The organism is Sunxiuqinia rutila (genome assembly GCF_050589705.1).
GTDB classification, from domain to species: domain Bacteria; phylum Bacteroidota; class Bacteroidia; order Bacteroidales; family Prolixibacteraceae; genus Sunxiuqinia; species Sunxiuqinia rutila.
Window position 1 is genome coordinate 1 of the sequence record NZ_JBNGOT010000011.1, and the last position, 12,915, is coordinate 12,915.

Sequence of the window (12,915 nt, forward strand, 5' to 3'; positions counted from 1 at the left end):
CTTTCTATCAAGATTTCCCTTCTGAATTTCTTCTTCGTTTCATCGCTGAACGGGGCAAAAGAAAGGGAAACCTGACTTCAGAATTTCCCCTTCGTTGGAAACGAGACTGACTAACGATTAACTCACTTTTTGTTGGGCTCCTTTGCTTTTCTCAGCCTTTTGCTCCGGACTTTGCTCCTGCTTTTCACTTTTAAAATCTTTAAAACTGATATTCCGGCCGGCAGCATCCACCTGAAGTGTTGCTCCAAACTTTTTGTCGTTTTTACCGGTCATCCCGGCAATGGTCACCTTCTGCCCTGCGGCAAGCTTTTCCTTTTGATCCGCTGTTAGGCTCACCCCTTTGATTTTATCCGGGATCTGGATATAGCGGGTCTTTAAGGCAATCAACTCATTGGTCTTGCTGTCAATTCCGAGGTAGTAGGTATCCTTTTGCCCATTTTTACTGGTTAGCTCAACGGTCTTTCCCAGGTTCTTGTCATTCAGCAGTGCCCCCTTTTCGTCTTTGCTGAACTTGTGCCCCAGGTATTCATCAGGGATATGAAGCCGTTGAATGGGATGAACTCTCACATCAACGTTCCCATCCTGATCTTGTCTCAGGCGAATCTTAGCCGGAATCTTATAATCCTGGTCATTGATCCGGGCGTTGATGGTGTAAAGCTTTTCAGAACGGAAACCGTTCAAAAAATCGTTCAGTTCGCGTTTCTCCATCCGGTCCACAAAACTGCGGTCAATTCCGGCTTTTTCCAGTTTGTCGAAGGGGATATCTTCCACCTTCATGCGTGTGTTTTGTTCCATAATCTCTAATTTTTAAAGGGTTATTAATCAACTTCGAAAACATGTTTCTCCCTGCGATTCTGTTCTACCAAATCGCGAAGGTTTTTATAGATCGTTTGCGGATTCCGGATTGCTGCCATTTTTAATACCGGAGTGGTTTTATCCGAGGTATAAATAAGCAGGTTGCCCAGGCCAAAAATCCGGTAGATCAAAGGCCTTTGAACTTGAAAATCCTTTACCCGGTAAAGTTCGATGTATTCGTGTTTCCGGCTCAGAATACCCGAGTGAAACTGTAGTTCTTCGGCTGTAATTTCATAACAGATACTCTGTATCCGGAGCATGTGATAGACTAAGTTTGCACCAGTGACGATTCCCCAAAAAACCAGCATCCAAAGTATCGGATCTTCCATGTTCTCCGGGATAACCCCTGCCAGCAGATGCCTATCAATAAGATCGTTCAACAATAAAAGCGCCGGTACCGGAATCAATACCAGTAAAAAGTTCCCCAAGTTAAGCAATTGGGAGGGCCGGCATGTAAGGTAGCTTGCATGTTCAATCATAGAAAGTCATTTCTAGTGTGTTTCTACTTGAGCCTTTTTAGGACCCATCTGCTTCTGATTAACCATCAAGCGGATATCGTTCTGAATCCGAATCCGGTTTCGTTCCAGTACCTCCGGGATGTTGTCAAAGCTGTAAAAATCAGGAATGGGCACATAACGGGCCGCTTCCCGCTGCCAGGCATTGACATCTACCCGAATCAGTCCGTTGAAATTTCGTTGGGCCACGGTCTCTCCAAAATTATCGGCCACTTGCCCGGCCATCCAGCCTTGGGGCAAGGTGGCGATTTTGCCTTCCGGCATCAGGTAGTCCAGCTGGGTTGAAAAGGTCGAAGACTGGGTATTCCGGTTAATGTTGATGGCTTGGCGTTCCTGCAAAATCTTGCCCATCCGGTTTTGGATAAACCGGGCCGTTTCACCGGCTGCCTGTCCGGAAAACACGTTGCCAATGTTGCTGGTAATCGCATTGGCCTGCTCTTTCCCGTAATCCCGAATCAACTGGTCGATGGTCTGAACGCCCAACAGGGTCGCAATCCGGTTGGCCCGGGCCGTGGCAACCAGCGTGTCCAGCCCCCGAAAGTATAGGGTTGGCAGTTCATCAAAGATCAGGGATGAAGGGTGCTGCCCTTTTCGGTTTATGATTTTCAGCATCCTCGTGATAAACAGGGAAAGAACGGCCCCGTACATTTCCACGCGCAGTGGATTATTGGCCAGGCACAGGATTTTAGGAGACTGCAGGTGATTGATATCCAGCGAAAAATCATTCCCGGAGCAGATCCAGTAAATCTCCGGACTAATGATTTTGGAGATGGCAATTTTCAAACTTCCCAGCTGCCCTTCCAGCTGTTCATTAGCTCCACGCTTGTGAGCATTGATAAAAGGGTTGATGATATTGGCAACATCGTTTTCCTGTTCCAGGACGGCAAACAGCTCATCGTAATCCAGTTGCAACAGCTCAATGGCATGCGGCAGGGTGCAGAACTCCCCTTGTCGGTATTTTTTCAAAAACCAGATCACGGCCGCAAAAAAGGACACGGCACTTTCCGAGAAAAATTCCCCCTGTTTACGGATCCATTCCCGGTTCAGGTTATACAGCACCGTGCGGGAGGATTCAAAGGCATCGACAGGGCTTTCCATGAGCTCCGGAGCCAAGGGGTTACACCGGAAGGATTTTCGGATATCCTCAAAGTTGATGACATAGAAGCGGGCTGAGCCTGGAAGACTCCCGCTTTTTTGGGCTTTCAGAAAATGGTTATAGGCGACCTCTGAAAGATCAGCATATTTAAAGTCGTACACACACATCGCAAAGCCTTTCGCCAAATGCTGACGAATAAAGGGCAAAACAACCGAGAAGGATTTGCCGGAGCCGGGTGTGCCAATCACCATCGTGGCCCGGAAGGGATTTACAATGTTAATCCATCCCGGCTGTTCTTTGCCTTTATACAGGTAAGTGGAGCGCAGGTTCACCGAATATTCGTTCTCACGCAAGGTTTCTTCCTGTGGAAAGCTCTCGTTCTCGATGTTAAAGCGATCTTTCATCAGGTTCACATTAATCAGCTTGGAGATGTTGTCAAAGCCTATATTCAGCAGTACAAAGCCGACGAAGCTCAATCCCATATAAGTCAACGGGTACCAATCCCAAAAGAGTAAACTTCCCCAGTAAACAAGGAGTCCGACTACCACCTGACGGACAACAACAGGTACGGCCAGTTCCCGGTCCTTGTGTGCTTTGGTTCCTATGCAGGTGATGGCCAGAAAGACCAGGCATACCAGTTTGGACAGCTGCACATCCGACAGAAATTGCAGGCCTTGCAGCTTTTCCAGCAAAGGAGAAAACTCCGGGATTACCAGTCCCTGCCGGGTGAAGTAACCGATACTCCCCACGTACAAAGACAAGATCAGTAACAGGTAGCTGAAAAAGCGGAATCCCTCGTGCAGTTTTACCAGGTCATGTGGCTCATGATTCATCGTTGGAAGATTGGAAGGTTGAAGAATGAGAAGATTAGAGTATTCGGATGACAAGAGATTAGAGTTTACGCGCCTGGAGAATATCCTTGTTTTTAAGCTCAAGACTGAGTTTTCGTCCGGTATTGCCCAGTGCGTTCTCGTTCAGTTCAACTAGAAGGATGCGCTGGTTAGGGATGGTCATCTTTTCAAAGACAAACACTTCCCGAACCGTGGTGTAGCCCGGAATACGGCGGATTTTATTTCGGGTGTAATCCGGCGTAATCAGGTATTCCTGCACGTTGGTTGCTTTTACCTGACGTTTATCAGTAATCCAGAAATGAGCACTCTCCACATCGTAGGCCATGGGAGTCCGGTTTCGGATTTCCAACTCCAAAAACAGAACATCATCATGCAGGTGTATGGAGTTTAGTCGAAGACGAATCCCCTCCCTTTGAACCTTTCGGTTTCGGTAGTTCTTCCGGTGCTTATCCAAAACCTGATCACACAAGTCCCTCAGCACACCATCGGGTAGCAGCTTGCCACTAAAGGTTTGGGCATCTTCAGCGTGAAAAGACGCTGCCTGGTAGATAATGGGTGCCTCATTGCCGTAGCCAAGCTCGAACGCATAAATCCGGCCGGCACAAACCACCGTTAAAGACACCGGCTTCTCAAAGGCTTGGGTCGCTTTCATGCGCACCAGGTTAGAAAGTTCCGGCACGACCTCCGCCTGTACCAGGGAATAATCGCCTGCCTGCACATAGTCCACCTGTTCAGGAAAAACCAGGTGGCTTGTCTTGGTATCGGATAGCTGAATAAAATTGGTCGTGGTTTGAGCGCTCGCCGACAAGTACAGCGACATGCCAAGGATAAGAATAACTAATGCTTTCATAAGGGTTTCTATTTGGGTTGATTGATTAAATAAACCAGGGTATTTTTCTTGATGGTGACCTTTCTGAGCCTGACCATCCGCAGCAGGGAGCGTGCGGTCCGGTCTGCTGCCTGAACACCGGCGTAGCTTAAGGGGTTTCCCGTCATCCCAAACATGGAAGAGGTATTGGTTGAGCTGCCTACTTCTTTCGCTACTTTCCGCGCAGCATTGTCCGGCACATACAGCCCGACCAGTCCGTCCAGATCATAAATACTAAGGTCAACCGGGATAAACGCTCCCTGATACGGAAGCTGGCTGACCGTGATGCGAAGCCGTTCATTGGCAACTTCACAAACTCCGTAGATAAAGGTACCTGCCGGGATCATGATTCCCCCGACTGAAGCCTCTTCCAGCAGTCGCAGTTTAATGCGATTGCCAGTCAGTACTGTGCTTGTTTCGTACACCTCAGCTTTCAATAAGGTGGTCGGGACCTCAGCAGGCTTAAATGCAGAACGCTGCCCTTTTTCAAGGGTAAACGAGCGGAAGCGTTCGGCTTCCAGCTTCTCCCGAAAAGCATTGGCTTCCTTCAGGGAGCTTTTCAGGGAGTCATTTTGCCGGGCCAATTGCTGGGCCTGCCTAAAAACACGGTCTAACTCTTCGATTCCGCTTGCTGGAAAGGCTTGATCTGCTGGTTTGGCCTCGCTAGTAACATTCTCCTTTTCAATCGGATTTACCGGGTGTTTTGCCACCGACTCCTTGGCTTTTAGGTTTGATTGTTTGGGTTGACCGGCTTCCAGCTCACGGCGTATTTCTCGCTCCCGACGCTGGATGTGCCCTAACAGGTTATCAGGATCAGTGGAACTTGCTCCCTGCTCTGCCACGACTGCAGACTCACTCCCCTTTCCCGACACTTCCTCTGTAGTACTGCGATCTGACAAGTCGTTTTCTTTTTCAAAGGAATCTTCAAACAAGCCGTAATCCTGGCTTAGGATGATTTCATCAGCCTGTTGGCTTACCGCTGTTTTATCCAGGATCTCCAGGCTGTGGTCGGCATCAGGAAGGTCATAATTGGCCCCTTGAAGGCTGTCTTGCCGTGCCTGGCTCTGGTCTTTCCCCTTGGGGTTTTCCCCTCCGCCAAGAATGTAAAAAATCAGCACAAGAAAGGGAACCATCACCAGGGGCAGGAACAATAAGGGTTTATTTCGTTTCAGGTATGCTCTCATGGATATGTTGTTTTAAAAGGTTTTCAAAGGAATCCACCGGCAGCTCAAAACCGGGGATGGCTGCTTGCCCGGAGTTTTCTGGTTCACTGGGAAAGAACTGCTCTTTAGTTCCAATCTTCTCATGGGAAAAGTCCGGGAAGGAAATCAGGAAAGAGGCCAGGAAAAGCAAGAAGAGGATAAAAAGAACAAGCATCCATTTGCTTCTTCGTTTTTGGGGATCGAGCTTCCGGTCCCGGCTGTCCAGCTGGTTGATGATTCGCGTAAATCGGCTCACGTCCTGGAAGCGTGGCATTTCCGGCTTTTGCCTTTTAGTTGATGAATAAGATCGAGTCACTTGTTCCGGGTTTTAAGGGTTAAAAAGATTTGCGCTTGTGGGTTTCCAGATCCCGGTTATCGGTAATCAGCCAGTCCTCAATTAGAAAACCGTGTGGATTATGGTCTGTGCGGGAACTGTTACGAAGCTGCCCGGTAGTTAGCAGCTTACGCAGGGTGATGGTAGACTTCCGGACGATCCGCTGTTTCCCGAAATACCAAAACCGATAGGGATAAGCCGAAAAGTCGATCTGCACCGAGTCCGTCTGCAGGGTCATGCTGATGTTTGAGGCAATAACCTGGTTATAGACATTGTTTTCCTTGTAGGAACGGTGTTGCTTCATGGCCGAACCATCCGCCAGGTGGAGAGCTTCCCGCGTGTTGTTCTCGATGTACTGTTTGTCAGGTTCCATGGTGAAAAATAGTTCATGGAAGCGCTTCACATGATCGCGGGCCTCAGCCGGACGATTCTCAGAGATATCTTCCCGAAGGGCCAGGAGCAGGGATTTCCCGTTATCCAGCACGTAGATCTTCTCCCGGGAATGTTCCACCAGCTTGAGTGAGCGGACAAAAACAAAGGAGCTAAAGCCCGTTAAGACCAGGCTGACTGCCAGCAGGATATAGACGGTGAACCGAAACTTGCGTTGGATATCAAAAATCTTTTTCATTGATAATGGGTATTTGATATTGACTTTTTAAGTTACTGCCTGCTATTTCAGGGCTCCTTTGGTGATGGCCATCACTGCTGCGGTGCGTATCAGTCGGCCGCCACCGGTATTGGTTCCGGAAGCGCTGATGATCCAGGAGGCAATCTTGGGAACCATCATCAGCCCGACAATGCCACAGACCGGCACTACCAGGTTAGAGACATAATACAGGGACGGCGTATAGATCAGGGAGCTTTGGATCTGAGCAATTTCAGCTTCCAGCACAAAGATCAGCACCTCCTGCACCAGCGACAGGATGATCAAGGCAATGGGCAGGTAAAGGTTCACATTGATAAAGCGGGCAATCCAGCTCAGGTAGTTTTCCTGGAATCCATCAAAGATGGAGATGGCAAAAACCAGGGGACCAAAGACCACCAAAAGCACGCAGAAGATGGTTCGAAGAAAAGCAACCAGGTAGATCAGCACCTCAAACAAGGCCTCCAGCAATTGACGGATTCCGTCCATCAGGTAAAAGTTAATCTGGTGCCGCAGTGCCCTCCCGGAAATGATGTTATAAGTGGTCAGAAGCATGTTGATGCCCTTGTCCCAGAGCATCGCTTCCTTCTCTTCATTCTCCTGAAAGGCTGGCAGGTCAGCATACAGAATGGCCTCCTGCTTTTGCTCCAGCCGCTCGCCTACCAGGTGTTTTTTATCGGCATAGATGGCCTCCGACAATCTGGTTAATCCATTGGTAGGTACCATCAGCAGCTGAACAAACGGCCCCCAGAAGCTAATCACCAGCACCAGGGCAAAAGGCCTGAGCAAAGGCAGAATTGAAATGGGATTGTCGGCAATCAGCTGTTCATAGATCCGTTTGGAGATGTAAAAAAAGGCCGCAATACCACCAATAGCGCGGGCCATATTGACCAGCAGCCGGGCATTGTCCAGCCCTCCCCGGATCAGCACCTCTGTAAAAGAGAAGAAGTCATTGGTAGTTATTACCTGTAAGAGCATTGTCTTCATTTTTAGCGGTTATCTATTGAATCATAAAGGCAAAGGATCTCTGACCAGACTGTGCATAAGCCTGGTAGTAATGCACCTTTCGGTAAGCATAGTCCGCATCGCCGGTCTGGCGGCTAAGTTCACGGCGGATTTCAGAAAAGGCTTCCAGTTTTTGACCGTGATCCGTTTGCAGCAGATTGACCGTGATGAAGCGGACCAGCAGGCCATCTGCATCCTTTTCCAGTAGTTGTTTCATCCAATGGCAGTCTTCCAGCTTGTCCAGCCGGTTAATACTTTGATACAGGCGGATAAAAGCACCAGCAAGGTCATACACATCCGGCAACTGGTCTGAGCGGGCATCAAAAAGAAGCTTTTCGATCTCCTTTTGTTCCTGCGTATAATCTTTAATCCGGGCAGTTTCCTGATACCGGCCTTTCATCTGCCCCTTTTCGATCAGGCGGGAAACCAGCTTCAAAAAATTGATTCGAAGCATATCGGCATAGCCGCCGGCATCAGAAACGGGCAAAGCTCCAAGCTCCACATAGTAGTGTGTCGGCCAGCTCCGGACAAAAAAATGAGGTGTAGGGATTAACCAGCCTTTAAAAGCAACAAAGCTCAGTGGGTAAGTACCGTTCATTTCCGGATAGTATCCGTGCCAGGGCTTGACATTCAATAGCTGGGCGTGGGACTTTCGCTCCCCAAGAAGCACTATGAGAAGCAGTAGCAGGACCCAATAAGTTATTTTTATGACTGTTGGTTTAATCATCATTTTCTGTTTTTGGATTGTCATTAATTGTAAAGGGAGTAGTAAAAGGCAAAGCTTTTCAGCTGACCGGACTCAAAGCTCTTCTGGTAAGAAGCATACAACAGCTTGTTGTACAAATAGCAGATCGTTCCGTAATGTTTGCGGACATCCTCATAAATGCCATTGATCGTGTCATAACGCTGTTTATCATCCATTAAAAAAAGATCGTCCTTCACGATGGCATTCAAAACGGTGGTAATCAGCAGGCGGCTGTCATCCAGTATCAGGTCAAAGGATTGCACGATAGCTTCAGCCTGGCGCGGCGAAAAATTCTCATCCTCCACCAGCAGGGGAAGCTTTTCGGTATACACCTGGATGATTTTATCCAGCATGTCCTTGGTTTCCTTCACCCGCTTGTAGTCTTTGATCAGGGAAGATACTTTCTGCAGGCTTTCCAGCATCTGCTGGTCAATGCCTAACAGCTCACCGGTCAAGCCCTTGATATCTCCGTTCAGGACTTTGATCAGGATGTTGTACCAGTTGATTTCAGATAGAATTCCCTTTTCCTGATCCCAAAGGGCTTCACGCTGAATCCCGGCTCCCACATCGGTTACCGGGGCCTGCGCTTGTGCATTGTCAACTGTCAGGCAGTGCGTTAACATCAGCACAACCAAGGCTAAAAACAGGGATTTCGCATTGTAGTTAAAGTTCATGTCAAATGGATTTTAAGGTTTCTAAAAAGCAAGTACCAGCCCCTCCGGAAAGGCTGTTCAGCACCTCCTCCTTTTCACTTTGCTCAGAGGTATAGCAATAGTATTCCGGTCGGCTGACTTCCAGGGCATAGACCTGCGAGTAACTGCCCAGACCAATAAATACTTCCTTCAGCTTGCGCCCTGCAGGCAGGTTCCGGTTAATCGACAGGATTTGTTCTTTCTGAAACTCCGACAGTCCCAGTGTTTTACTGATACTGTCGAACTTATTGCGGAACTTACTCATGTCAAGCAGAATGCGGGTATCTGCATTGTTGATCACCGCATCACGAATCACCGGAGAAGAGATCACATCGTCCACCTCCTGGGTAACCACCATCGCCTCGCCAAAAAATTTCCGGATGGTTTTAAAGAAATATTTGATGTACGAAGCCATTTGCGGGGTGGCAATGGCCTTCCAGGCTTCTTCAATGCAGATAACTTTGCGTACGCCTTTCAGCCGCCGCATCTTCTGCAGAAAGATATTGATGATAATCAGGGTAGCTACCGGAAAGATCACCGCATGGTCTTTGATCGCATCAAGTTCGAATACCAGAAACGGACAACGGAAGAATTCATCGGTATTCATGGGCCGGTTCAACAAATAGTCGTACTCCCCTCCCCGGTAAAATTTCGAAAGCAGAAAGAAGAATTCGTTGACATTGAACCGAAGGGCTTGTTCTTTCACCAGCTGAGGGATAAAATCCCGACAAAACGCATAATACCCGTTAAAGGAACGTTCGCTTACCCGATCGGAATCAAAAAAGGCTGTGACTGAATGGGAAATCACATCTTTCTCCATTTCCGACAGGTTTTCTTTGTAAATCGTGTAGATCACCGACAGGATGGTCTGTTTGTGCTCAATATCAGGTTGTCCATCCAGCATAAAAGGATTAAACGAAATGGGGTTCTCTGCGGTAAACTCCACCATCATAGCTCCTCCCCGGGCTTTGAGCCGTTCATCCAGGTAGCGGGTCAGCAGCTCATAGCTTCGTCCCACATCCAGCAAAACAATGTGGCAGTTTTCGCTTTCAGCATATTGACGCAGCAAATGGTTCGTGAAAAACGATTTCCCGGAGCCTGATCCTCCAATGATGATTTTGTTACGGTTATGAATCAGGTGGCGCTGCATGGGCTCATCCGAGATGTCAATATCCACCGGGCAGCCTTCCAGCCGGTCAGACAGGCAAATGGTAAAAGCTGAAGTGCTGTTTTGGATTTCACCTTCAAAGCTGGTCAAACAGCAGGCCTGGGGCACCTGGGTAATGAACAGCTCCGTTTCGGGAAGCTGGGTGGAATATGGCACACAGGCAAAGAATAACAGTGGTAAATCATGGCTGTGCCGGTAGGGAAAACAGTTCATCAGAGAAAAGGCTGAGGCCGCTTCACTTTTATGCTGTTTCAGCTGCTTTAGTGACGCATCAAACAGCATTAGGTTAAAATGTGTTTTCACAATCTTTTCTCCCGAGCTTTGCGTTTGATCCAGGAAAGATTCGATCAAGCCAGCATTGACCTTATTCTCCGAGGAAAACTTCGACAGGCTGAAAATCTTTTTGTAGCTGCTTTCCAGGTAAGCTTTGATCTCCTGTTGTTCGGGCAGGTAGATGAACTGGTTGGTGATGTGTGAAAATGGCAGGTGAAAGCTCACCGGATACACCATCGACACTGGCAGGCCGGTTTGCGGATGCGAGGTCCAGGGGCGCAGCTCACCCGGGATATGGGAATAATCGCTCAAACTCAGGATCTCCACAAACTGATCCATCACCTTCAGCCGGTCACGAAAGTCAATTCCACCCAGCACCGGATGGTCATCGCTAAAGTTCAGGCTTAAAAAACGCTCAATGAGGCCCAGTCGGTTTTCATCTCCGCTTGCTTCAGTAAGGGTAAGAGGCTGGCAACCGATTCCGTTTTGGGTAAAAACAGCCGTCAGGTTGCTTTTCAGTTCCAAAATCCTGTCAAAGCGCAGGTTCTCCAGCTTATGCTCCCGGCGCGATAAGATCAAAGCCGACTCCAGGTAGTTTTTCAAAAGGCCCCGGTTCAGCAGGCTGATATACAGGAAACATTCGTGGCTCAAAGACTGGCGCCCCTTGAAGTGGCGAAGGTAACTGGCATTCAAACTGCCGGTATCATGCCCCCGGCTGGAAGCGATCTTCTCCTGTGGGTTAAACGATCGAACCAAAAACAGGTCTTGTTTGTGTACCAGGCTTCCCGAGGGCAGCAGGTTAATCATCCGCTGGAAGGTATCGTGCAGCCGGTACAGCTTTTCCCGGCTACAGGAAAGTACTTCAGGTAGCTCCAGCCGAAAGCCAAGGGTCAGATCCAGGTTGTTACTGAGCAGGATATCTTCCTTAAATCCCAGTATGGGGAGCATTTTTTCAAGCTTGTTGATTTTCATGGCTTCAGGGGCTGTAGGGTTTGATGCGCACACTTGATCCTTCGCTTACAGCTGATAAACTGAGGCAGCTTCCGGGCCGTCCGTTTTTTATCCCAGCCTTCCGGTCCATATTTTGCATGAATCTTATGCAGCCGGTAGAGGTAAGTAAAGAACATCGGCACAACCAACAGCACGGCCGGAGAAACTCCCCAAAGAATGTAGATTCCAGAGAAGCCGAAAAAGGCTGCCAGTATCCCATAGAGCGCCCGAAAGACCAGGGAGCCGGAAAGCCCCTTGATATACAAGCGGGTATCGACTTTCTTGACCGGATAGCTTTTCATCAGGCAAAAAAGGATTTGATAACTACCCCCACCAGAATCAGGAACAGACAGGCACCAAACCAGCCCATGATGGCTTTCTGGGTATCCTGGTCACCACTTTGCCACTTGATATAGACCCGAACACCGCCTATCAGGCCTACTACAGCGCCAATGGCAATAATCAGGTTGGAGACCGGATCGACATAAGAGCTGACTTCAGCGGTAGCCTGATCAATTCCGGCAGAGGATTGGGCCAAAACATAAGCACCACGGAGAAAAACAACTGCAAGCACGGGGACTGCCTTGAAAAAGAATCGTTGAACCTTTGTTTTCATGATCGCTAAAATTTTTAAGGGTTATTGTTGATACTGGACTTGTTCCAGAATTGCAGGAAGACGGGAATCGTTGGGGCGGGCAAAGCAGCTGATGGCATAGCCTTCATCCAGGCCAGTCTCCTCGTAAAAGGATACGGGCAGCGCAATAGCCATTTCCAGTGAAAATGGGATCAGTCGTGAAGGAAGATCCAAGGAGCTAACGGCAATCGGCCTTAAATTTTCCGGAGCAAAGCTGGTGGCTTGATCTTCTTCAAAAGGGTGATTCCGCTTGAACCTTGCCTGATGAGCAATAGCCATCAAAATTACCCACAGGTACCAGAATGCGAGTAGTATCAAAATGAAAGTGCCAAACTGTCCCCAGCTGATTTGATCAATTCCAAACATGTTCTGCGTGTTTTAGAGGTTAAACTTTGGTGAAGTTTGAAAGCGGCAAAAGCACTTTTTCAAATCACCGCAACAAAGGTTGGAAAGCAGGCGCTGACTTTTTGTACAGTCTTTGTCAGGTGGGGTGTTTTATATGGTTAAACAAAAAACAGGGAGTGTTTTTATTTTCAGGCTCTTTGAATGGTTTTGTTCGTTCCAAGGTTTTTTTGGGAAATAAACCCGTCTTTAATGGGGTATTTTATTGGATTTTGAATTGCTCACAAACCATTACCTCAAAGAAAGAAAAAAGGCAAAAAAAGAAAGAAAGCCGATTGCTCAGCCGGTCGGGGCAAAAGTGCAAGGCTGGCCCACCAATCCAAAAACAAAAATGTTGAATTGGTTCGGTGAAAAATAATCATAAAGGTGGGGCACTTGCTCTGGCCTTGCAGTTTGCTCAGCGCAGGACTTCGGGGAGACCGGTTAAATTGGCTTTCCTTTTGGTTTTGGCTGATTGGGAATTTCAAAGGACAAATTATTGAAGTGGGCAGGCTAAAGGCAAGTGTCGCCCGGGCTTAAAGCGAAGCGAAACAAACGGTGCGACTCTTGCCGTGGGGTGCAAACCGGCTTCAGAGTGAAGGTGAGCGAAACAGCGACTGGTTTCGTGCACGGCAGCGAGCGGATAAAGGAAGCGGTTGAGTG

General features: G+C 48.3%; 15 protein-coding genes. 1 reads left to right on the plus strand and 14 read right to left on the minus strand.

The window, feature by feature from the left end:
- Nucleotides 1–117 precede the first annotated feature (117 nt).
- Genes ACRD6K_RS14235 through ACRD6K_RS14300 form a run of 14 tightly spaced genes read right to left on the minus strand, consistent with a single transcriptional unit; the run spans nucleotide 118 to nucleotide 12,237 of the window.
- Nucleotides 118–795: a DUF3945 domain-containing protein gene (locus tag ACRD6K_RS14235; protein WP_430973772.1), complete on the minus strand. Its 678-nt coding sequence runs from the start codon at nucleotides 793–795 to the stop codon at nucleotides 118–120.
- A gap of 23 nt (nucleotides 796–818) precedes the next feature.
- A complete protein-coding gene (locus ACRD6K_RS14240; RefSeq protein ID WP_430973773.1) occupies nucleotides 819–1,334 on the minus strand; it encodes a PH domain-containing protein in 516 nt (171 codons plus the stop codon).
- Between the two features lie 12 nt (nucleotides 1,335–1,346).
- Complete coding sequence (locus tag ACRD6K_RS14245; protein WP_430973774.1) at nucleotides 1,347–3,299, minus strand: YWFCY domain-containing protein; 1,953 nt, start codon at nucleotides 3,297–3,299, stop codon at nucleotides 1,347–1,349.
- 58 nt (nucleotides 3,300–3,357) lie between these two features.
- Nucleotides 3,358–4,167 carry a conjugative transposon protein TraN gene (gene traN, locus ACRD6K_RS14250; RefSeq protein WP_430973775.1) on the minus strand — a complete coding sequence of 270 codons (810 nt, stop codon included), beginning with the start codon at nucleotides 4,165–4,167 and terminating at the stop codon, nucleotides 3,358–3,360.
- An 8-nt stretch (nucleotides 4,168–4,175) separates the two neighbouring features.
- Nucleotides 4,176–5,369 carry a conjugative transposon protein TraM gene (gene traM, locus ACRD6K_RS14255; RefSeq protein WP_430973776.1) on the minus strand — a complete coding sequence of 398 codons (1,194 nt, stop codon included), beginning with the start codon at nucleotides 5,367–5,369 and terminating at the stop codon, nucleotides 4,176–4,178.
- Nucleotides 5,344–5,703 (minus strand): hypothetical protein, encoded by a 360-nt coding sequence (locus ACRD6K_RS14260; protein WP_430973777.1) that lies wholly within the window; start codon nucleotides 5,701–5,703, stop codon nucleotides 5,344–5,346. Before ACRD6K_RS14260 ends, traM begins: the two co-directional genes overlap by 26 nt.
- Before the next feature lie 19 nt (nucleotides 5,704–5,722).
- The gene (gene traK / locus ACRD6K_RS14265; RefSeq protein WP_430973778.1) at nucleotides 5,723–6,349 is read right to left on the minus strand and encodes a conjugative transposon protein TraK; all 627 of its coding nucleotides are present in this window, start codon (nucleotides 6,347–6,349) and stop codon (nucleotides 5,723–5,725) included.
- A gap of 42 nt (nucleotides 6,350–6,391) precedes the next feature.
- Nucleotides 6,392–7,342, minus strand: a complete 951-nt coding sequence (locus ACRD6K_RS14270; protein WP_430973779.1) for a TraJ family protein — start codon at nucleotides 7,340–7,342, stop codon at nucleotides 6,392–6,394.
- Nucleotides 7,343–7,364: 22 nt separating this feature from the next.
- Nucleotides 7,365–8,099 carry a hypothetical protein gene (locus tag ACRD6K_RS14275; protein ID WP_430973780.1) on the minus strand — a complete coding sequence of 245 codons (735 nt, stop codon included), beginning with the start codon at nucleotides 8,097–8,099 and terminating at the stop codon, nucleotides 7,365–7,367.
- 20 nt (nucleotides 8,100–8,119) lie between these two features.
- Nucleotides 8,120–8,788 carry a hypothetical protein gene (locus ACRD6K_RS14280; RefSeq protein ID WP_430973781.1) on the minus strand — a complete coding sequence of 223 codons (669 nt, stop codon included), beginning with the start codon at nucleotides 8,786–8,788 and terminating at the stop codon, nucleotides 8,120–8,122.
- A 1-nt stretch (nucleotide 8,789) separates the two neighbouring features.
- On the minus strand, nucleotides 8,790–11,219 hold the full coding sequence (locus ACRD6K_RS14285; RefSeq protein ID WP_430973782.1) for a TraG family conjugative transposon ATPase: 2,430 nt from the start codon (nucleotides 11,217–11,219) through the stop codon (nucleotides 8,790–8,792).
- A complete protein-coding gene (locus ACRD6K_RS14290; RefSeq protein WP_430973783.1) occupies nucleotides 11,216–11,539 on the minus strand; it encodes a DUF4133 domain-containing protein in 324 nt (107 codons plus the stop codon). The genes ACRD6K_RS14285 and ACRD6K_RS14290 overlap by 4 nt, the downstream gene beginning before the upstream one ends.
- On the minus strand, nucleotides 11,539–11,853 hold the full coding sequence (locus tag ACRD6K_RS14295) for a DUF4134 domain-containing protein (RefSeq protein ID WP_299578015.1): 315 nt from the start codon (nucleotides 11,851–11,853) through the stop codon (nucleotides 11,539–11,541). Before ACRD6K_RS14295 ends, ACRD6K_RS14290 begins: the two co-directional genes overlap by 1 nt.
- 21 nt (nucleotides 11,854–11,874) lie before the next feature.
- Entirely contained in the window at nucleotides 11,875–12,237 is a 363-nt protein-coding gene (locus ACRD6K_RS14300; protein ID WP_430973784.1) for a hypothetical protein, read from the minus strand.
- Between the two features lie 241 nt (nucleotides 12,238–12,478).
- Here ACRD6K_RS14300 and ACRD6K_RS14305 point away from each other — a divergent pair, with 241 nt between their 5' ends.
- Nucleotides 12,479–12,631 carry a hypothetical protein gene (locus tag ACRD6K_RS14305; protein ID WP_430973785.1) on the plus strand — a complete coding sequence of 51 codons (153 nt, stop codon included), beginning with the start codon at nucleotides 12,479–12,481 and terminating at the stop codon, nucleotides 12,629–12,631.
- Nucleotides 12,632–12,915: the final 284 nt, after the last annotated feature.